Here is a 19253-nt window from a genome sequence, read left to right on the forward strand (position 1 = left end):
GGCCTGGAATCGACTATTCTGTCTTTGGTCGGATCTCCGATCATTCTACGCCACGGGTCAGTTCCGCGGGAGGCACTGGAAGCTTTACTCGGCCCGATTGACGAGGACACCGGGCCCCAAAAAGTCTCGGCACCAGGCCAGCTAAAGAGCCATTATGCTCCGGAAGCCGCCGTTCAGATGAATGTCGACCGTCCTGCCGCCAATATGGTCTGGGTCGGTTTCGGACCGGAGTGCGAGGGCTGTCAATTGACGCTGTCTTCTTCCGGTGACCTTCAGGAAGCTGCCCGCAACCTCTACACCGCCATGAGTGAAGCCGACGCCTTGGCCGGCGCGAGTGACGTGATTGCATTCGCCCCTGTGCCTCTGATTGGCCTTGGCAGGGCAATCAACGATCGGCTGAGACGAGCTGCCGCGCCCCGTTGCGCGTAGGCGGCATTTCAAGCAATTCGCAAAATGCGGATGGCGGCATGCAAAAAAAGCTTGCCTCGATAGGTATGACCTTATACCTTACACCTCACTGATTGAGGAGTCAGGCCACGGAGGTCCATCAAGCATTTCTGGTGAGGTTGGCGGCAGACGCCGGCGCGACCTGGCACGCATTGGGGCACGGGCGTTAATCAAACAATGACGGCATGGCGGAAGCTACATCGCTTCGACGCCTCCTACCGACATCTAGGGATGATCACATGACCGAACTTGAAACTAGACCGCTCGGAAAAAGCAAAGTGCGGGTAACTTCGCTGGGGCTAGGCACGGTGCCGCTCTCTGGCTTCAACGCCGATGTCTCCTACGGCGAATTCGAAGCGACGATCCTCGCTGGCTACGCGGCCGGAATCCGCTACTTCGATTGCGCGCCAATGTATGGATTCGGCAAGTCGGAGCATTATCTTGGCCATGCCCTCAGGGCGAACAAGCTGCGCGAAAACGTGGTGGTGAGCACCAAGGTTGGTCGTGTATTGAAGCCCGCCAGCAGGACGAAGAAGCTTAAAACCGTCTACGGCATCGAGTGGATCGACCCGCTTCCGTTTCTCGATACCTACGATTACACCTATGATGGCGTGATGCGCGCATTCGAAGACAGCCAGCAGCGCCTCGGATTGGACTATATCGACGTTCTTCTCGTGCATGACGTTGGTCGGGCATGGCACGGCGACCAAAGCGAGTTCTATTGGAATCAGCTGCGGGCCTCGGGTTATAAGGCACTGGACGAGCTTCGCTCCAGCGGAGCCGTCTCAGCCATCGGCTTGGGGGTCAACGAAACCGACTCCGTGGTCGGTGTCGCTCGTGAATTTCCGATCGACTGCTCGTTGATCGCCGGCCGCTACACCCTTTTGAATCATGCCCCGCTTGAGGCCGCGTTCGACGAGTTGCTCCAGCGGAACGTTTCCGTGATCGCCGGCGGGATCTTCAATTCCGGAATTCTGGCGACAGGCGTCGGCGGTCCCGCGGCCACTTACGATTACGGCAGGGTTCCTGCGGCCGTCGTCGAAAAGGTCAAGGCCATCGAGAGCATTTGCTCGAGATTTGCGGTGAGCTTGCCTGCAGCGGCGATGCAATTCGTCTATGCACATCCGGCAGTGGCCACGCTGGTCATGGGTGCAAAGAGCGCATTGGAAGTCGAGCAGAACGTCAAGGCGATCAACGAGACAATACCGCCTGCATTTTGGGACGCTTTGACTGAAGCGAGCCTTCTTCCGTCAAACGCTCCGCTGCCGACGGCTGTACGATGATGGCCCGCGGAGGCACCGTTTTCGGCGGCTTCCGCTGCGACGCGCTCGTGGGTTCGGTTCCATCGCCGGAGGCGCGCGCATGCCTCGAGGCGCTCGTCAGGACTTATGGCGAGCTCCTCGCGATCTACTCCTTCATGCATATGGCATTGAGGGAGAAGAGCATGCGCCTCTTGATTGGAGAACTCGCCGATCGCGCCACAGAGATAAAGCGATCCGTCCGTTCCTCGCTTGCGGGCTCGCGCGGTCTCGCGGGACAGGGCCACGCACTCTCCCATCTTGGACGGGCAGATGGCCTGCTTGTCGAGGCGGAGGAGCACCTGCAGCGCGGTGTCCTGGTTTCAGATGCATCCCTGCTGGGGCTGCTTTCAAATGCGGCGATCGAGCTGAAACGATCGGCCGCCATCTTAGGCACGTCGACCTTCGACACGACAGCATGCTGTGGAGGGTCCCTTGGACATGGGGAGGAAGACCATGGGAACGCATTCGATCTGGGTGCTTGAATACTCTCGAAGCCCCGTGCACCCGGTCAGCGGGGTTTTTTACGGCGCCCATAATCAGGGCACGATGAACCTGCCGTTCGCATACATACTCATCAAGTCAGGAGATGCAGTCGTTCTGGTCGATGCCGGTCACGACGCCGCCGATTTCGGAGGCCAGATCGCCAACTCAATCGGCGTTACCGGTTGGACGCCTCCGGAAATCGTTCTCGGGGAATGCGGGATCAGGCCCCAAGACGTCACGCATGTCATCCTCACGCACGCGCACTTCGATCACATTGGCGGCCTAAAGTTCTTCCCAAATGCTAAGATTTTCATTCAGAAGAAAGAATTGGAATCCTGGATGTGGATTCTGGCAAAGGGTCGGCGCTTCCGTTCATTGCAGGCCGGACTGAATCCGGCGGATATCCTCTATCTGACCCAGGCAAATATCGAAGGCCGCCTGGAACTGGTGGAGGGAGAGCGGGAAAACCTAGTGCCAGGCGTTCATGTCTATCCGGCATTCGACACCCATACCGCAGGATCGCAATATGTGGTGGTGGAGACGGGCGGTGGAGACGGCAAGTTTGTCCTGTCCGGCGACGTCATCTACACCTACAGCAACCTCACGGGTGAGGACGCCACCGATCCCTGCTTTGTGCCGCCGGGCCTTGCCAATGGCAGCCAGACACGTCTGATCGAGTCCGCCGAGGAGATGCTCAAAATCGTTGGTATGGACGAACGACGAATCGTTCCCATGCACGAGGAGCAGCTGTCAAAAATCTATCCGTCGCGCCTGACGGATCGCCAGCTCATGCTCGTCGAGATTTGTGTGGCCGACGGAGACGTATCAAGAGTTTGATCGATTTGAAGCAGCGCGAACACCAAGCCGCATCGTTCACAATCGTCCTCCCAAGGCGATAAGCAGAGAAAAGGCCGGGTGTCAGTGACACAGGCCTTTACCAAACACCTTGCCCGCTGCGGTGATCTGCCGGTGAAGAAGCCCTATATTCGCGCCCGCTTTGATGACGGCCCGGTAGCCCGCGATGTTGACCATGGAGGACAAGGCCTCCATCTTCCGTGCGCGGCTGACGCGCGGGACCATCTCCATGGCGATGACATTTGCGCTTGAACCCCCAAACCATCCTGTTTCGTTAGAAAATGAGCGCCTTCGGCCATGCATGGAGCGGTGCAATCGCGCCATCATGCGTCTTCACGTGTCCCAGTATGCCAGCAGCGTCAGTGGCGTTGTCGAATAGAGCAAGACAAACTAACGAAAAATGATGTTTGCATGTGATTTGTAGCGGCGGATCTTGATGTTAAAGGATCGGATTAGTGCGCCGGAGGACTAAAATATGAAGAGAGATGATCGGAGGCAGGCCATTATGGACCTGTTGGTCGCGCAGAGGGTGGTGGATCTCGACGACCTATCCGATCGGTTCGCTGTATCCAAGATGACCATCCACCGGGATCTAGATGATCTTGAGCGGGCAGGGATGCTTCGCAAGGTCCGTGGCGGGGCAACGATCGAGGCAGGAGGCCATTTCGAAAGCGATTTCCGGTTTCGCCAGCAGCAGGAGGGCGAGGCCAAGCGCCGGATGGCCGAGGCCGCCCTTGAACTCGTCGAGCCCGGCATGACGGTGATGGTCAACGACGGATCTATGGCGTCGGTGCTCGGGGAATTGCTGCCACAGAGGAGGCCGCTGACGGTGATCACCAACAATGCGGCGGTCATCGATCGGCTCAAGACGGAATCAGGGATCAACCTGATTGCGGTCGGTGGACGCTATTCGATGAAGTTCAATGGTTTTTTCGGCGTCGTCGCCGAACAGGCACTGTCGCGTCTCAGCGCCGACATCGCCTTTATCTCAACGCCGGCAGTTTCTGGATTGCGCGTCTACCATATGGATGATGACGTTGTCCGCTCGAAGCGAGCGATGATTGCAAGCGCCGCGCGTCGCTGCCTGCTCTTAAACCATAAGCGCTTCAATCATACCGCTCTTCATGTCCTGGCCACCATTGACGAGTTCGAAGTTATCATCACCGACCAGGAACCGTCAGTCGACGTCCGCGCGGCTTTGGAAGGAGCCAATGTGCCACTTCGAGTGGCATCGCAGGAGAGCAAGTGAATATCGCCAACAATCCTTCGGATAGATGCCGCGCAAGGCGGCACCTGTCCATCTCAAGCTGGGCCCTCCGATTGGGGGGATCCCTTCTACAGTCTTCTCCTATGGACGTCTCCTACGGACGTCCCACGCGATATCTCAGATGGACGGAGCCGAGGCCAGCGGCTTCGGCGCTGATAAACGTGAGCCTCGCCCCGCCGGCAAGCCCATCCTCACCGCCCTCGAATATGGCCGGTGTATTCGACTTGCCTCCGATCGCAGGGAAGATGACTAGGCTGACCTCGTCAACAAGACCCGCATCCAAGAAATTGCCATTAGTTTGCGCCCCGCCTTCCAGCATCAAGCGCTTCACACCGAACTCGGTTCCGAGAACGTCGAGCGCGTTTTTCAGATCGACGCCATCTTTCTCCGATACGATATAGGAAACGCCAGCCTGGGTGAGGCCCGCCAGGTAAGCATCATCCACGTCAGATCCTGTCAGGACGACAAGGTGAGCCCCCTCAATGTCGTTCTTGTCCCAGCGTAGCCGACCGTCCTTATCAACGATAACAGCGAACTCGTCGGCATCCGGGTTGGCGATATGGATCGGTCGCGCGGCCGTGCCGGTTGTTTGATAGGGATGGTCGACGGCGTCCGCGAACTCTTCTCCCGTCGCTCTTCCCGAAAGCCAGGCGTCGGCGCCGATCTTCTCATGCAGGTCGTCATAGATCTTCACGAGCTCATCGACCGAATGGCCGGTTGCCTCGGCCCAATCATTGACGATCAATCGGCCATCCAGCGGCGACATCATGTGACAGATTACATAGGGTCTAGGCATTGGACTACGCTCCTCTACAAACATTCCACCGTCAGTGGCCTACCTTCAACCAGGCTGCAAATTTATCCATCCAGTCGGGGTGCCAGCGTGAAAGGGCCGGCCGGTTCAGGATCATGTCGTCGGCCGCCCAGCGGATCCGTCTGGCATCGATCGCAGACGTGACCGCGTTATCGGGACAAATGATGTAAAAGTCCTCCTCGAGCAGACGGGCCAGGAAGTATTCCACCAACTGCTCAGCGGTCCATGCCTCATCGGGCCTGGCAGCGCCATGCGGCTTGAGTGCGATGTTCATGGGCGTCCACGTGTAGCCAGGGACGAGGAGATGAGCCGATACACAACCTCCCGTCTCCTTCAAAAGCTCGTGCGACAGCTGTTCGGTCAGGACCTTGACAGCTGCCTTTGCCACCGAATAGGCGGCATTGCCCGGAGGAGTTGTAATTCCTTCCTTGGAGCCGAGGTTGACGACCGCCGATGGTCGGGCTGCCTTAATCATGTAGGGCACGAAGACGTGTTGTGCGGCTAAAACACCTCCGAAGTTTACATCGATCTGGCGTCGCCACTTTACAGGATCATCCCAGGGGCCGGCTCCTTGCGTAATGCCCGCGTTGTTTACAAGGACGGCGACGTCACCAAACCCCGAAATCGTTTTGTCCCGCAACCTGGTTAGTGCCGACAGATCTGATACGTCGCCGCTCACGATCAGGATGTCCGTATCGAGTGCCGAGGTAACATCCTCAAGTGCGTCGGCGTCGAGATCCAGCAATGCGAGCTTCATGCCGCGGGCCGCGAGAGCCCTCGCGATTGCCAAGCCGATGCCCTTCGCAGCTCCCGTGATGACCGCAACGCGGCCAGGAGCAACGATGCTGTTCATTCTCTCGCTCATCTTTGTCTTTCCCGTCATTGGACGTCACCGCTGGAAGGTGGGCCGTACACGCCGTCGCGTGGATTTTCTCGGCCGACGGCACCACCGCAAGAAGTGCGTCAGCGCTACGCGGGCGCTTGTGTGGGACCATATCTGCTGGCTGCGAACGACAGCTCAACCTCCTTACAACATAGGGCACTCCGCCGACCACTTGAAGTGAGCTCGATCGCACGCACCGATGAGCCGTGTTCACTCTTGGGTGCCTTCGTGACGTCGGGAATGCCTCGTCAATTTGGCTGCGGACGCGACCAAAAGGTCCCTCACTCCTGGTGTCTGCCAGATCGGTGGTTGATTTTCGCTCACCGCCCCGATCGATTTTGCTCATGTAACCAACCGGCTCCACGGGCATTAGGTCACCAGCGCCTCGAGGCGATCGTGGTGCTGAAAAAACCAAAGGAGTGAAATCATGACTGGTAATAAACCACTCGCAATGGTCACGGGCGGCTCATCTGGAATAGGCTTCGAGCTTGCCAAACAATTCGCCAAGAATGGATTTGACGTCGCTATTTCAGGCTCAAGCGACAAGGTAAACGAGGCCGCCGATGTGCTACGAAGCCTTGACGCCGAAGCGTATCCGTTCAAAGCGGATGCCTCGACATACGATGGCGTTGAGGGGTTCTGGACCTTCACGCAGGGGCTGGGGCGCCCACTGGAAGCCGCGGCTCTGAACGTTGGTATCGGTATCGGCGGCGCCTTCGTCGATAACGATCTCGAGGATGAGTTTCGCCTGCTTGCAATCAATGTCACTGGGACCGTCCATATGGCCAAACGCGTCGTCCAACATATGGTCAAGAACGGCCGCGGCAGGATCCTCATCACCTCCTCGGTTTCTGCGACCCTGCCCACGCCATACGAAACCGTCTACGGCCCGTCGAAGGCATTCGGTTACATGTTCGCGGAATCTCTGCGCGAGGAGTTGAGCTCGACCGGGGTCACGGTGACGGCACTCCTTCCGGGCGCCACCAACAGCGACTTCCACGCGAACGCTGGAATGGGCGATACTAAGCTCGGTGGCCAGCAGAAAAACGACAAGACGCTCGTCGCCAAGCAGGGCTTCGAGGCCCTCATGAACGACATCGACCATGTCGTCGGCGGAGACCAGAAAACCAAGCGGCAGGTGTTGGAAAACCGGATAACCCCGGAGCCTGTTAAAGCCGCCCGGCAAGCCGAACTGACCCAACCGCAGTGAAGGAGCACATCATGGCACATCTGAAAGACAAGGTCGCAATTGTCACGGGAGCTTCCTCGGGCATTGGAGCAGCGACCGCCAAAGGATTGGCGGAAAAAGGTGCGCGCGTCGTCCTTGCCGGCCGCAATGAGGAACGCCTCAGTCGGATTGTCGAAGACATCGCCGGTTCCGGAGGTATTGCCAGCTACAAGGGTGCCGATGCCACGGATTTTGAGAGTACCAAGGCCCTCGTCGCGTTCGCCACGACGACATACGGCCCGGTCGATATATTGGTCAACAATGCGGGCCTCATGCTCTTTTCCTATTGGAAGGATGCCGCGGTCGGCGATTGGAACAAGATGATCGATACCAACCTACGTGGCTATCTGCATGCGATTGCCGCCGTGCTGCCGTCGATGTTGGAGCGCCGGTCCGGCCGCATCCTGAATATGAGCTCTGTCGCCGGCGTTCATGTCGGCGAGGCGGCAGGCGTTTATGGAGCGACGAAGTTCTTCATACGCGGTATCACCGAAAGCCTCAGAAAGGAGGTGGGCGTGGGAAGTGGGATCCAGGTGTCTATGATCAGCCCTGGCGTGATCGATACCGGCTGGGCCGACAAGGTTCATGACGAGACGGGCAGAAAGATTGCCGGAGAGCTCAACAAGCAAGGTATTCCGCCGTCGTCGGTGGCTGAAGCCGTGGTCTATGCCCTAGATCAGCCCCCGGAGATCACGATCAACGACATTGTCGTCCATCCAACCCGGCAGGACTGGTAGCCGGCGTTTTCGAAAGCTCAGAACTTGAACCTCCGGGACTGTCAGGCCGCCCGCGCGGAGGTGGTATCCGTTCCAACCGGTGCCGTCTCTCGTGGCTGTGGACAAGATGATCTTCATTGCATGACGATCTAGTCCCGGAGGTGCTATTATTCAGCGACCCGGCCCATCTCCCGTCGTAGCTCCCCGGATCCGACATGGATCAACTAATGTCAAATTTTTGACTGCTTCCGTGGTCATCACATACCAAAGCCAGGTTAGTTGAATAAGGATTGAAGATGCCAGCCGTCTGAAGCAAGGTCGGCGTCGGCCAGGACGATCTTATTCAGTACAAGTGGGAGTATCCATAACTCATGGTATCCACGCGGGCCGATCTGGCCGACCTTGAAACTTTCGTCGCGATCGCGCGGGCGGGGGGGTTCCGAAAGGCCGCCGCGCTTCGCGGCGTTTCCGGCTCCGCTCTCAGCCATTCGATCAGGGGTTTGGAGACCCGTCTGGGCGTCCGTCTGTTTCATCGGACAAGCAGGAGCATCAGTCTCACCGCCGCCGGCGAAGTACTGCTTGCCGAACTGGAGCCCCGTTTCCTCGGCATCCAAGCTGCGATGGATCTCCTGGACGGTTTCAGGAGCGGGCCCACGGGCAGGGTGAGAGTGACCACGCTGCGTGACGCCGCCGAGCTGTTGATCGCTCCTCGACTGCACAGTTTTCGCAGCAACTACCCAGATGTCGAGGTCGAAGTCAGCGTCGAGGATCGCTTTATCGATATGGTCGCCGAAGGTTTTGACGCTGGCATCCGCTATGGGGGAACAGTTCCCGAGGGGATGATCGCGTCGCGTCTGACGTCCGAACTTGAATGGATCGTGGTCGGTTCTCCAACCTATCTCAATGGACGAGGGCGGCCCGAGCGGCCGGAAGATCTCTTGACGCACGAGTGCATCCGGATCCGAACCGGTACGGACCACGTCTGCAAATGGGAACTTGGCGACGGCGATCGCATGGTTGCTCTTGACGTTCCCGGACTGCTCACGCTCGGAGATTCAGAACTATCCATCCGCATGGCGGAGGAGGGAGGCGGTCTCTTTTACTGCCTGCGGGCACGCGTCGAGGATAAACTCGCGGCTGGTATGCTCGAAGTAGTGCTGCCCGACTGGTCCTCTACTGGGCCGGGTTTCCATGCATACTATGTTTCGCACCGACAGGTGCCGTCAGCGCTCCGGACGTTTCTCGACCACCTTAAGGCGCCGCTTTCGGACGATTGAAGTGACGGCTCAAAGCCAGCCCCAAATCGCTGCAGGTGAGAGTCCATTCTTGCCGGGCCCGCGTCAATGGATACGTTAGCTTATACCATAACGAATTCAGATGAAAAAAGCTCATCTATTTTATGAAATATTGCGTTTGAATTAGGAGCTGAAAGCGGAGATGGTTCAATGCGTGGAGGGCATCTGAACCTAGATCGCCTTAGCGCGTAAGATGAGACGCAATACGGTTTACGAGGTCGCCGGACTATGTTCGGCGAGGGAAGAAGTATTGCTCAGATGCTGTATTGGGAGGAGGGCCGAATGAGTTTCCCCGCTGGAAAAACTGTAGATAAACGCGACAATTCTATTCTTGCTGGTCTCGAGCCGGCGATCTTCTTTGGTTTTTTCGAAGAGCTAAGCGCGATCCCGCGCGGTTCTTACAACGAGAAGCAGGTTAGCGATCACATCGCCGATTTTGCCCGGGAGCGCGGCTTCGAGGTTTACCAGGACGAGATCTACAATCTCCTCATCAAGAAGCCGGGAACGCCGGGTTACGAAAACTCTCCGACCGTCATTCTTCACGGGCATACCGACATCGTCTGCGAGAGCGATGAGGGTGTTGACCACGACTTTAAAAACGAAGGCATCAAACTTCAGGTTATCGGCGATTTCATCCATGGTACAGGGACGACCCTTGGGGCGGACAATACCGTTGGGGTGGCATTCGCAATGTCGTTGCTGGCATCCGACGATATCCCGCATCCGCCGCTCGAAGTCGTCCTGACGGTTCAAGAAGAAGTCGGAAAGGGCGGCGCGCAACACTTCGACGGCATAAAGCTTAGCGGTAAGCGCCTTCTCGACATGAACTGGCACGATCCAAAGTCGCTTTTTGCAGGCTGCGCGGGCGATATTTCGGTGCGCTTCAAAATTCCGGTTCAGTGGGAACCGCGCGTCTCGGGGCAGACTGCCCTTTCGCTGCGGATCTCCGGCTTGAGCAGCGGTCACTCCGAATTCGACATCCATCTTGAACGGGCTAACGCGATCGTCCAGCTCGGACGGCTCCTTCGGATTGCCATTCGGGACGCTGGTGCCAGCGTAGCCGAAGTCAAGGGTGGCGTGAACCGTTACGTTATCCCGGGTGAGGCGGAGGCGATCATTTCGATCGATGCCTCGCGGATCGCCGATCTCAGGCAGAGAATTGAAGCGGAAGCGGCTTCGATTGCCCTCGAGTATCGTGCAAGCGATCCCAACCTCAAGGTCACAGTCAACTCCGGGAGACAGATTACTGAAGTGTTCTCGGCTCACTCCGCCCGGGCGCTGGTCGATGCCATGAATCTGCTTCCCAACGGCGTCCAGAGCAAGAGCCTTCAGGTCGAGGGCCTCGTCGAGAGCTCCAACACCGTGGCGTTGCTTTCAAGCGATGAAGAGGCCATCGAAATCGTCAATACGGTTCCAAGCGCCGTCAGCTCCCGTCGCTACAACATCGTCGACAAAATTCGGCAGCTGTCGGAACTCATCGGCAACGGCGCGAGCGTGGAGACATTCGCGGATTGCCCGGAATGGCCATACAATCCTCATTCGCGAATGCTCAACGCCGCCAAAGCCGCTTACGAGCGCGAGTTCGGCGAGCAGCCACATGTGGAAGTCTCTCACTCCAGTCTCGAGCTCGGCCTTTTCCGAAAGAAGGTTCCTGACATTGACATGCTGTCAATCGGACCAGAAGCGTTCGACGTTCACACCACGCGCGAGCGCCTCAACCACACGACAGTCGATTCGACCTGGCGGCTTCTCAAGTCGCTGCTCCGTGAACTCCGGACCTAAGGTACTGAAATGCCAAAACTGCCAAGCTACTTCGGCAATTTCCCACATCCGCCCAGTGAGAAGAAGCCTGTCCATCTGACGCGCGATAGCTACAAGATGTTCATCTATACTGGCACGAAGCCATATTCCAGCGACCTCAACTACCTGCTCGCCAGCACGGACCAGCAGACGACTGGCATCTATCAGCTCGCACCGGGAAGCAACTTCGACCCGGCCGACATTCACGCGGGTGACGAGGTGTACTATGTCCTCGAAGGTGTTGTGCATCTCCTGAACCCCGAAACCGGGCAGACCGAGGAACTCGGACCCGGTGACGCGGTGCTCATCCCCAAGGGCGCTCCGCATCGCGGCTATAACTTCAGCGACAAGGCTGCAGTTATCCTGTTTTGCATCGCACCCCGTATCTGGGACGAGAACGGCCCTCCGACCGGTTATGACGGGCCGACGCGCCTCTATAAGCACGAAGGGAGAGCGTGATGAGCCTTGAGAAACTCGGAACCTATCCGGTAGACGGCGCACAGGCGCGCATGAGGGGCGACCTAGTAAAGGTCGCCAAAAGCGATCGTCTGAACATCGTCTCCGGCCGTGATCATCCCGTTCTTGTCCAGTTCTGCGTCAGCAACGATTACATGCATGTCGGAGAAGTGACTATCCCTGTGGGCGGCGTTGGACCGCGCGCGAGCGAACCCGACAGCCATGAAGGAGACGCAGTCTTCTACGTCCTGCAAGGCCCCGCGACCTTCTATTTGGCGGATACCGACGAAACCTTTCACATCCGTGACGGGGAGTCTTTCTTCCTGCCGGGCGGCATCAGCTACCAGTGCCTAAACTACGGCTCCAACCCGATCCGGGTGGTCTTCACGATCGCACCGGGACTGTAAGCCGAAGATTTGAATCTCAGATTGCCAAGCTCGCCGCGGGCCCGTCCCGCGGATGGGAAAGATTTGTCTTGTCACCACCAGGGAGGATCATGTGACAATTTTCAGACGGACGTTAATCTTCGGTGCCGCTCTCGGGCTCACCGCTTCGCTTTCCTTCAGCCCAGCGCTTGCACAGCAGGCGGATTATTCGAAGGTGTTTCCTGGCATCTTGATGGACAAGGACATCAAGCCCACCGGCCAGGAAGTCAAACCCGCTAAAAAGGATAACCGCCCGCTCAAGGTCGGCTTCCTGCCGACGGCGATGGACACCTACTATCAGCGTGTTCTGGCTGGCGTAAAAGAAGAGATCGACAAGCGCGGTGGCGACGGCGCTATCCAGCTGCTTGTGCAGGCTCCGAGCAGCCAGTCTGCCACGGACGACCAGATCAGGACCATGGAAGCCTGGATCAACGACGGTGTCGATGCGATCGCCGTTGCCTTATACAACGAAGGCGCATTGCTCCCCTCGATCCGGCGCGCGACCGAGGCGGGCATTCCGATCTTCCTCTTCAACTCGCCTATCGCCGATAACCCCTATTTTGTCAGCGATATTGGCTACGACCAGAGTGACGGCGGTCGTGCGCAGGCGCAGTGGCTGGTTGACACCTATGGCGACAAGGAAGTCAAGCTCGGGATCCTGGAGGGCTTGCCCGGTCCGCATACGAGCCAGCGCATGAAGGGCTTCAACGAGGTCATCTCGAAGCACCCCAACTTCAAAATCGTCGCTCAGCAGCCGGCTGGCTGGGTTCGTGCCCAGGGCCTGTCGGTAACCGAAAACATGTTCACCGCCAACCCCGACATCGAAGTCCTCGTCGCGCTCTACGACGAGATGGCCCTTGGCGGTCTGCAGGCCCTCAAGGCTAAGGGGCTGAACGGCAAGGTGGCGATCGTCGGCTACGAAAATATGAAGGAAGCCAACGACGCGATCCTCACCGGCGACTTTGCAGCGACGGTCGACACCGGGGCCAAGGAAGAAGGTCGCAACATCATTCGGGCGGTCGATGAGTTCGTGATGAAGGGCAACGCCCTGCCGAAGAAGATCTTCGTGGCGCCCAAAACCTATGATGCGAAGAACATCAAGACCTTCGATCAGAACGACTACGTCTACGTCCAGCAGAAGTAGATTTGACAGTACGCGGCCCCGCCTTGCGCGGGGCCGCCCACTCAAAAAGGGTGACCTGAATGACAAACGCTCCGCTGCTCGAGATGAAAGGCATCGCCAAACGCTTCGGCAACACGAAGGCGCTTGATGGCATCGACCTCGTACTTAATCGCGGCGAGGTTCTCGGCCTGGTCGGCGAGAACGGCGCAGGCAAGTCGACGCTGATGAAAATCCTCTCCGGTGCATATGCACGCGACGAAGGCACGATAGCTGTCAGAGGTAAGGTGGTCGATCTGAACAATCCCAAAGACGGGTCCAGGGCAGGAATCGCAACCATCTATCAGGAACTGAGCCTGTTTCCGGACTTTGACGCCGCCGAAAACATATTCGCGGGCAGGGAGCTGCGCCGCGGGCGCTCAAGTGCATCGCCGCTTGACCATTCGGCCATGCGGGCAGCCGCCTCGCGTATCCTAAGGGCCGAGTTAGGCGTGGGCGTACCTCTCGACAGGCCAGTTCGAGAGCTTAGCCTCTCCCATCGGCAGATGATCGAGATCGCCAAAGCCATTAGTAGCAATGCCGATATCATCATCATGGACGAGCCGACCGAGGCGCTGGAGGAGGGCGAACGCAAACAGCTGGTCGCCATCATCAAGAAGCTTCAGCAGGCCGGCAAAGCTCTCATATATGTGTCTCACCGGATCCAAGAACTCCTCGGCATCGTCAGCCGCGTGATGGTCTTGCGCGATGGCAGCACTGTCGCCGACCTGCCCGTATCGCACCTCGACGTAGACAAGGTCGTCAGTGCGATGATCGGCGGCTCTCTCGCAAAACAGTTTCCTCCCCGCGTCCCGGCAAGGTCCGAACCCTCGTTGGAGGTTCGCGGTTTGACGAAAAGGGGTGTCTTCGAAGACATCACCTTCTCCGTAGCCAAGGGTGAAATTCTCGGCGTCACGGGCCTCGAAGGATCGGGCAAGAGCGCGCTCCTGCGGGCGATCTTCGGGCAGATCTCGCGTGATGCCGGCTCGATTCTCATTGACGGAAAGCAAGCGGCGATTTCCGACCCGACGGACGCTATCCGTCAACACGTCGCCTTCTTGCCCGCCGAACGTAAAACCGAGGGGATTTTCCCACAACATAACGTAGGCTGGAACCTCTCGATCGCCAACCTTCGAACGCTCGGCAAAATCACGCTGATGCCGAAAAAGGAGCGCGAGATTGCCTCCGGCTTCATCTCGAAGCTCGGCGTGAAATGCGATGGCCCCGCTGCCGATATCACGTCGCTGAGCGGCGGTAATCAACAAAAAGTCATGCTTGCTCGCTGGCTGCTCACCCAGCCAAAGGTGCTCATGCTTGAGGAGCCAACGCGTGGCGTCGACGTGCGCGCCAAAGCCGAGGTCTACACCCTTATCCAGGCCGCTGCGAAAGAGGGCTGTGCCGTCATCGTGGTGTCCGCCGACAACGCGGAACTGCTTGGACTGTGTCACCGGGTCGCGGTCATGTTCGAAGGACGGATCTCGGCGGTCGTCGATGCGGCGACCTCCAAGGAAGAAACGCTCGCTCTTCATTCGGTAAGGCCGCCTCAAGGCCATCATCTTCAGGGAGGTACCCATGGCTGATATTGCAGCTACACGCCCGCGCTCGGCCCTTACGCTCGTTCGCAGCAGCGGCAATGCCGGCGTTTACCTGGCCTTCGTCGTTCTTCTGGTGGCGCTCGGCTTTGCCGCTCCGCGGTTTTTCACCTTCGGGAACTTGACTGACGTTCTTCGTCAGGCGGTCCCCATTGCCGTGATCGCGTTTGGAGCGACCTTTGTGATCGGGATGCGGGGCATCGACCTCTCCGTCGGTTCGACACTCGCCCTCAGCGGTCTTGTGACCGCAAACCTGATTGTGCTTGGCTATCCCGTTCCGCTGGCATGCGCAGGCGGGATTGCGGTCGGTGCGGTGATCGGACTGGTGAATGGCATCCTGATTACCAAGGCCGGGATCACCGACTTTATCGCCACAATGGCCATCATGGTCATCAGCCGCGGTATCGTGATGGTCTACACTCAGGGCATTCCGATCGTCGGCGCCTCCGACCCCGCCTTCCGAATGATCGGCCAGAGCTATGCAGGCGGTGTTCCCGTTCCGGTCATTCTGACTGCCATCGTCTTCGCAATCGCCTTCTACCTTCTCTATTATACGCGTTTCGGCCGTTTCGTTCTCTCGATCGGCAGCAATCCAGACGCTGCCCGGCTGGTCGGCATCCCCACGGACAAGGTCAAGATCGCCGTTTATGTGCTGGTCGGGGTCCTCTCGGCCTTCGCGGGCGTTCTACTCACCTCGCGCCTTGAAGCGGCCATGCCTGAAGCCGGCCAGGGGTACGAGCTAGATGTCATCGCTGCCGTCGTTATCGGCGGAACGGGTTTGTCCGGCGGACGCGCCACTCTTTTTGGAACCGCCATAGGTGCCGTTTTGATGGCGGTCGTCCGCAACGCGCTCAACCTGCTCAACGTGAACACCTTCTGGCACCAGGTCGTCATCGGCACGATCATCCTGATCGCCGTGGCAGCCGATCGTTTCAGCCGCCGTCAAAAGGCCTGAGGAGGCGATGATGAAATATTCCAAACTCCGCAAGTCCGTCCTTGATGCAAACGCCGCACTCTACGACAGCGGCCTTGTCATCTCGACGTTCGGTAACGTCAGTGCCATCGACCGCGAGAAGGGAGTTGTCGCCATCAAGCCGAGCGGCGTTTCCTACAAGGCGATGCAGGTCGGAGATATCGTTGTAATCGACTTCGACGGCAATATCATAGATGGCACGCTGCGGCCCTCGTCTGATCTCGATACGCACCTGGAACTCTACAAGAGCTTCAAGTCTATCGGTGCGGTGGTCCACACCCACTCGTTCTTCGCGACGGTGTGGGCCCAATCCGGCCGGGGAATTCCTGCGATGGGAACGACCCATGCCGACTATTTCAACGGTACGATCCCCGTTACTCGCAAGCTGCGCGACGACGAAATCAAGGACAGTTACGTTCGCAACACGGGCAAGGTCATCGTCGAGGCACTCGGCAACGATGCGCCGCTGTCCGTCCCCGCAGCCCTTGTTAACGATCACGGTCCCTTCTGCTGGGGCAAGGACGCAGCCGACGCGGTTCACAACGCCGAGATGCTCGAGGCCATCGCCAAGATCGCCTTCCACGCCCGGCAACTGAACCAGGACGATCCAGAAATTTCCGCCGCTTTGTTGGACCGCCACTATCAACGTAAGCACGGGCAGGCGGCGACTTACGGCCAGCCAGACGGTTCCAAGTAGGGTTTATCATGTCGATTGTAGCAGGTGTTGATTTCGGAACCTTGAGCGTGCGGGTAACGCTGGCTGATTCTGAGGAAGGTTCCCTTGGAACCTGCGTCGCGGAATATCCTCTCGAGCGTCGTCGTTGCGATCCCGACCTGGCAACCCAGTCCCACTTCGATCATATGGAAGCGCTTGTGCTGGCCATGCATCGAGTGATCGACGAATGCGGCGTAGATTCCAAGGAGATCCGTGCGGTTGCGGTCGACACGACGGGGTCCTCGGTGTTGCCTGTCGACAAAAATATGCAGCCGTTGGGGGACTACTACCTCTGGTGTGACCACCGCGCCAAAGCGGAAGCCGAAGAAATAACGGCGATGGCGCACGACATGCACATTGAAGCAATTGAATGGTGCGGTGGAACCTATTCCCACGAGTGGGGCTTTGCCAAGCTTCTCCACTGGATGCGCCACAACCCCGATCAGCGCGAGCGCTTCGGGACCGCCGTGGAACATTGCGACATGGCTGCCGCGGTCCTCACCGGAGTGACCGACACGGCTCGCATGGTGCGTAGCGTCTGCGCCATGGGACACAAGTGGATGTGGAACCCGAAATGGGGTGGCTTGCCCTCGCAGGCTTTCTTGTCCCGCGTCGATCCGCTTTTCGACGGCGTGCGCGAGAAGATTGGCGGAACATACCAGACTTCTGCTTCGATCGCAGGTGGGCTCAGCCCATACTGGGGCGAACGCCTTGGGCTCGCTCCCGGAATTCCGGTTCCCACAGGGGCGTTTGATGCCCATTGGGATGCAATTGGCGCTGGCTGCGGCCTGGGGGACGTCGTCAATGTCATCGGTACATCGACCTGTATCATTGCCGTTAGTGAACGTGTGAAGCTCATCCCCGGTGTTTGCGGCGTCGTCCCGGGGAGCGCACATCCAGACCTTGTGGGAGTTGAGGCAGGCCTGTCTGCGACCGGCGACCTGTTCGATGCAATTGCACGACGTGCCGGCACGACGGTGCCCAGGCTCGCTGAAGGCCTGGAAAGCATTGAAGGCGGAAAGACCGGTCTGATGCGTCTCCCTTGGGACAACGGAGACCGGACGGTTCTCGTCCGCTCCGACCTTGGCGGAATGACGCTTGGCTGGCATCTCGGCCATACAGCGCAGGACGAACTGTATGCCGCGATTGAAGGTACGGCTTTCCACACACGGATTGTCCTGGAGCGGATGGAGCAGCATGGCGTTCCAGTCAACCGCGTCATTAATGGGGGAGGTATCCCGCAAAGGAACGACATCCTCAACCAGATCTACGCCAATGTCATAGGCAAGCCCATATTGGTCCCCGACGGTATTCCGACCGGTCTCGGTTCGGGAATATTCGCCGCTCTTGCATCCAAAGATCATGGATCGATCGAGAGCGCTCAGGCGGCCATGTGCGTAGGCTACAGAAAGTTTGAGCCCGATCCGAGCACGCGCGGACGTTATGAGACCCTCTACCAGCTGTTCAAGCAGGTCTATATGGGCTTTGGCACCTCAAGCCTCGGAGACTTCTCGCAAGTTCTCGGAGACATCAAGCGGATTGCTGCAGGTGAGAGTATTCGATCCGAGTTTGGCCACCGTTCCGCGCGGAAGGTAGCATTGCTATGACCCGTTGCGCTCTTAGATCAGATTGCTATGGATCGAGGACGTTATGACGTCACTTCCATCCATTCGTGCAATACAATCGTTTGTCGCAGCCGGCAGAAAGGCGTCATTTCTGGAGGCGGCTGCCCAGTTGCAGCTTACGCCGTCGGCGATCAGCCACCAGATCAGACTGATGGAAGACGACCTTGGGGAAAAGCTCTTTCACCGCATTGGAAGAAACGTGTCTCTCACCGAGATTGGCGAGCGATACCACCGTGATCTTTCAGAAGCGCTTTCGATGATTGAGCAGGCGACCGATGAGGTTTGCCGGCGCAACAGCGTCGACGTCCTGAGCGTTGGCTGCGCTTCAAGCCTGGCTTCGCTATGGCTTATGCCAAGATTGCCTCGGTTCGAGGAGTTGTATCCCTCGATCGAAATCAGGCTTCTTTCGACATCGGACCCTGCAAAATTGTCCGATGGCTCGGTCGATGTCGATATCTGCTACGGTCGCGTTCCGCGACTGGGCTCTATCGCGGCGGAGGAGTTCCCCCTTGAGACAATCGTCGTAGCCTGCTCTGCCGAGGTCGCTAATGGCGAGCGGCCCATACGCAAGCCATCCGATCTGGTGGGGCATACCCTGATCAAGTCGGAGCAGACGCTTTATAGTTGGCAGCAATGGGCGAAGGACCACGGCTTGGCCATTGACGTCAATCGCGGCTCTCGATTTCGCGACGCGTTCATGGCGATCGCAACCGCTGTCGAAGGACGCGGCGTGTGCCTCGAGAGCTACCGGCTTCTTCAACGGGATGTGGAAAGAGGTAACCTCGTCCTTCCATTCGGAATGACGGGCCCCAACCTCCGTTGCCACACGCTCACATATATCCGCTCGCGGCTCAGGTCGGAAAAGGTCAACGCGTTCAAGCAATGGCTGGAAAATGTATGGCTTGAAGATGCTGCCTCGGCTGAAATGCGGGCGCGAGGCTGATCGAAGCTCTGACGGGCAGTAAGATCGCCCGGGGTTCAAACGCCGAGACAGCAATATGCGTGATGCTCAACTTTCGATCTTAGCCATGCCTCGCAATTTTCTCGAAGTTTTTGTGATCGCTGAGGCGGGCGGCCACCGAGCGCGATATGCGCCGTCTTCAGCCCTTCATCACCAGCGTCTTCGATGACGATTTCAAGGCCACAGCTCTAGGACCGTGTCAGATCCCGCTCCGGGCGGCGCTATCCGCGACCGCAAGTCTACGGCTGTCTGACACGA

19 protein-coding genes and 1 pseudogene are annotated in these 19253 nt (G+C 58.3%); 17 read left to right on the forward strand and 3 right to left on the reverse strand.

What is annotated here, in order from left to right; translation table 11 throughout:
* From QDY28_RS20660 to QDY28_RS20675, 4 genes are all read left to right on the forward strand, one after another.
* Nucleotides 1-429: Sua5 family C-terminal domain-containing protein (locus QDY28_RS20660; RefSeq protein ID WP_331383526.1), on the forward strand; the 429-nt coding region annotated here is incomplete at its 5' end.
* Between the two features lie 257 nt (nt 430-686).
* Nucleotides 687-1730: an aldo/keto reductase gene (locus tag QDY28_RS20665; protein ID WP_331383527.1), complete on the forward strand. Its 1044-nt coding sequence runs from the start codon at nt 687-689 to the stop codon at nt 1728-1730.
* Nucleotides 1727-2230: a hypothetical protein gene (locus QDY28_RS20670; protein ID WP_331383528.1), complete on the forward strand. Its 504-nt coding sequence runs from the start codon at nt 1727-1729 to the stop codon at nt 2228-2230. Before QDY28_RS20665 ends, QDY28_RS20670 begins: the two co-directional genes overlap by 4 nt.
* Entirely contained in the window at nt 2202-3068 is an 867-nt protein-coding gene (locus tag QDY28_RS20675; protein WP_028003125.1) for an N-acyl homoserine lactonase family protein, read from the forward strand. The genes QDY28_RS20670 and QDY28_RS20675 overlap by 29 nt, the downstream gene beginning before the upstream one ends.
* A gap of 105 nt (nt 3069-3173) precedes the next feature.
* Here QDY28_RS20675 and QDY28_RS20680 read toward each other — a convergent pair.
* A pseudogene (locus QDY28_RS20680) lies at nt 3174-3338 on the reverse strand (Re/Si-specific NAD(P)(+) transhydrogenase subunit alpha); the annotation flags it as partial.
* A 223-nt stretch (nt 3339-3561) separates the two neighbouring features.
* On the opposite strand from QDY28_RS20680, the gene QDY28_RS20685 reads away from it, so the two are divergent.
* Nucleotides 3562-4335 (forward strand): DeoR/GlpR family DNA-binding transcription regulator, encoded by a 774-nt coding sequence (locus QDY28_RS20685; protein WP_013984680.1) that lies wholly within the window; start codon nt 3562-3564, stop codon nt 4333-4335.
* Between the two features lie 112 nt (nt 4336-4447).
* Here QDY28_RS20685 and QDY28_RS20690 read toward each other — a convergent pair whose 3' ends face one another.
* Together QDY28_RS20690 and QDY28_RS20695 are read right to left on the reverse strand one after the other, a co-directional pair.
* Nucleotides 4448-5149: a RibD family protein gene (locus tag QDY28_RS20690; protein WP_028003124.1), complete on the reverse strand. Its 702-nt coding sequence runs from the start codon at nt 5147-5149 to the stop codon at nt 4448-4450.
* A gap of 31 nt (nt 5150-5180) precedes the next feature.
* Nucleotides 5181-6032 (reverse strand): SDR family NAD(P)-dependent oxidoreductase, encoded by an 852-nt coding sequence (locus QDY28_RS20695; RefSeq protein WP_331383529.1) that lies wholly within the window; start codon nt 6030-6032, stop codon nt 5181-5183.
* A gap of 445 nt (nt 6033-6477) precedes the next feature.
* Between QDY28_RS20695 and QDY28_RS20700 the strand changes: the two genes are divergently transcribed.
* The 12 genes from QDY28_RS20700 (at nt 6478) to QDY28_RS20755 (ending at nt 18977) form a co-directional block, all read left to right on the forward strand.
* On the forward strand, nt 6478-7260 hold the full coding sequence (locus QDY28_RS20700; RefSeq protein ID WP_331383530.1) for an SDR family NAD(P)-dependent oxidoreductase: 783 nt from the start codon (nt 6478-6480) through the stop codon (nt 7258-7260).
* A gap of 11 nt (nt 7261-7271) precedes the next feature.
* Nucleotides 7272-8015: an SDR family oxidoreductase gene (locus QDY28_RS20705; RefSeq protein WP_331383531.1), complete on the forward strand. Its 744-nt coding sequence runs from the start codon at nt 7272-7274 to the stop codon at nt 8013-8015.
* 350 nt (nt 8016-8365) lie between these two features.
* Complete coding sequence (locus QDY28_RS20710; RefSeq protein ID WP_331383532.1) at nt 8366-9271, forward strand: LysR family transcriptional regulator; 906 nt, start codon at nt 8366-8368, stop codon at nt 9269-9271.
* Between the two features lie 246 nt (nt 9272-9517).
* On the forward strand, nt 9518-11071 hold the full coding sequence (locus QDY28_RS20715; protein WP_331383533.1) for an aminoacyl-histidine dipeptidase: 1554 nt from the start codon (nt 9518-9520) through the stop codon (nt 11069-11071).
* A gap of 9 nt (nt 11072-11080) precedes the next feature.
* Nucleotides 11081-11548 (forward strand): cupin domain-containing protein, encoded by a 468-nt coding sequence (locus tag QDY28_RS20720; RefSeq protein ID WP_004129736.1) that lies wholly within the window; start codon nt 11081-11083, stop codon nt 11546-11548.
* Entirely contained in the window at nt 11548-11952 is a 405-nt protein-coding gene (locus QDY28_RS20725; RefSeq protein WP_331383534.1) for a cupin domain-containing protein, read from the forward strand. The genes QDY28_RS20720 and QDY28_RS20725 overlap by 1 nt, the downstream gene beginning before the upstream one ends.
* A gap of 91 nt (nt 11953-12043) precedes the next feature.
* Nucleotides 12044-13114: a sugar ABC transporter substrate-binding protein gene (locus QDY28_RS20730; protein ID WP_331383535.1), complete on the forward strand. Its 1071-nt coding sequence runs from the start codon at nt 12044-12046 to the stop codon at nt 13112-13114.
* Between the two features lie 59 nt (nt 13115-13173).
* Nucleotides 13174-14709 (forward strand): sugar ABC transporter ATP-binding protein, encoded by a 1536-nt coding sequence (locus tag QDY28_RS20735; RefSeq protein ID WP_331383536.1) that lies wholly within the window; start codon nt 13174-13176, stop codon nt 14707-14709.
* Nucleotides 14702-15676: an ABC transporter permease gene (locus tag QDY28_RS20740; protein WP_331383537.1), complete on the forward strand. Its 975-nt coding sequence runs from the start codon at nt 14702-14704 to the stop codon at nt 15674-15676. The genes QDY28_RS20735 and QDY28_RS20740 overlap by 8 nt, the downstream gene beginning before the upstream one ends.
* Nucleotides 15677-15686: 10 nt before the next feature.
* Entirely contained in the window at nt 15687-16391 is a 705-nt protein-coding gene (gene araD / locus QDY28_RS20745; protein ID WP_331383538.1) for an L-ribulose-5-phosphate 4-epimerase AraD, read from the forward strand.
* Nucleotides 16392-16399: 8 nt separating this feature from the next.
* Nucleotides 16400-18016 (forward strand): ribulokinase, encoded by a 1617-nt coding sequence (locus QDY28_RS20750; RefSeq protein ID WP_331383539.1) that lies wholly within the window; start codon nt 16400-16402, stop codon nt 18014-18016.
* Between the two features lie 43 nt (nt 18017-18059).
* Nucleotides 18060-18977, forward strand: a complete 918-nt coding sequence (locus QDY28_RS20755) for a LysR substrate-binding domain-containing protein (RefSeq protein ID WP_331383540.1) — start codon at nt 18060-18062, stop codon at nt 18975-18977.
* Nucleotides 18978-19253: the final 276 nt, after the last annotated feature.

This window comes from Rhizobium sp. BR 362 (genome assembly GCF_036528765.1).
Taxonomy (GTDB): domain Bacteria; phylum Pseudomonadota; class Alphaproteobacteria; order Rhizobiales; family Rhizobiaceae; genus Rhizobium.

Excerpts from the sequence above, each read along its gene's own strand:
- QDY28_RS20665 (WP_331383527.1), top strand. The coding sequence starts at position 687 with ATGACCGAACTTGAAACTAGACCGCTCGGAAAAAGCAAAGTGCGGGTA.
- QDY28_RS20670 (WP_331383528.1), top strand. The coding sequence starts at position 1,727 with ATGATGGCCCGCGGAGGCACCGTTTTCGGCGGCTTCCGCTGCGACGCG.
- QDY28_RS20675 (WP_028003125.1), top strand. The coding sequence starts at position 2,202 with ATGGGAACGCATTCGATCTGGGTGCTTGAATACTCTCGAAGCCCCGTG.
- QDY28_RS20685 (WP_013984680.1), top strand. The coding sequence starts at position 3,562 with ATGAAGAGAGATGATCGGAGGCAGGCCATTATGGACCTGTTGGTCGCG.
- QDY28_RS20690 (WP_028003124.1), bottom strand. The coding sequence starts at position 5,149 with ATGCCTAGACCCTATGTAATCTGTCACATGATGTCGCCGCTGGATGGC.
- QDY28_RS20695 (WP_331383529.1), bottom strand. The coding sequence starts at position 6,032 with ATGAGCGAGAGAATGAACAGCATCGTTGCTCCTGGCCGCGTTGCGGTC.
- QDY28_RS20700 (WP_331383530.1), top strand. The coding sequence starts at position 6,478 with ATGACTGGTAATAAACCACTCGCAATGGTCACGGGCGGCTCATCTGGA.
- QDY28_RS20705 (WP_331383531.1), top strand. The coding sequence starts at position 7,272 with ATGGCACATCTGAAAGACAAGGTCGCAATTGTCACGGGAGCTTCCTCG.
- QDY28_RS20710 (WP_331383532.1), top strand. The coding sequence starts at position 8,366 with ATGGTATCCACGCGGGCCGATCTGGCCGACCTTGAAACTTTCGTCGCG.
- QDY28_RS20715 (WP_331383533.1), top strand. The coding sequence starts at position 9,518 with ATGTTCGGCGAGGGAAGAAGTATTGCTCAGATGCTGTATTGGGAGGAG.
- QDY28_RS20720 (WP_004129736.1), top strand. The coding sequence starts at position 11,081 with ATGCCAAAACTGCCAAGCTACTTCGGCAATTTCCCACATCCGCCCAGT.
- QDY28_RS20725 (WP_331383534.1), top strand. The coding sequence starts at position 11,548 with ATGAGCCTTGAGAAACTCGGAACCTATCCGGTAGACGGCGCACAGGCG.
- QDY28_RS20735 (WP_331383536.1), top strand. The coding sequence starts at position 13,174 with ATGACAAACGCTCCGCTGCTCGAGATGAAAGGCATCGCCAAACGCTTC.
- QDY28_RS20740 (WP_331383537.1), top strand. The coding sequence starts at position 14,702 with ATGGCTGATATTGCAGCTACACGCCCGCGCTCGGCCCTTACGCTCGTT.
- araD (WP_331383538.1), top strand. The coding sequence starts at position 15,687 with ATGAAATATTCCAAACTCCGCAAGTCCGTCCTTGATGCAAACGCCGCA.
- QDY28_RS20750 (WP_331383539.1), top strand. The coding sequence starts at position 16,400 with ATGTCGATTGTAGCAGGTGTTGATTTCGGAACCTTGAGCGTGCGGGTA.
- QDY28_RS20755 (WP_331383540.1), top strand. The coding sequence starts at position 18,060 with ATGACGTCACTTCCATCCATTCGTGCAATACAATCGTTTGTCGCAGCC.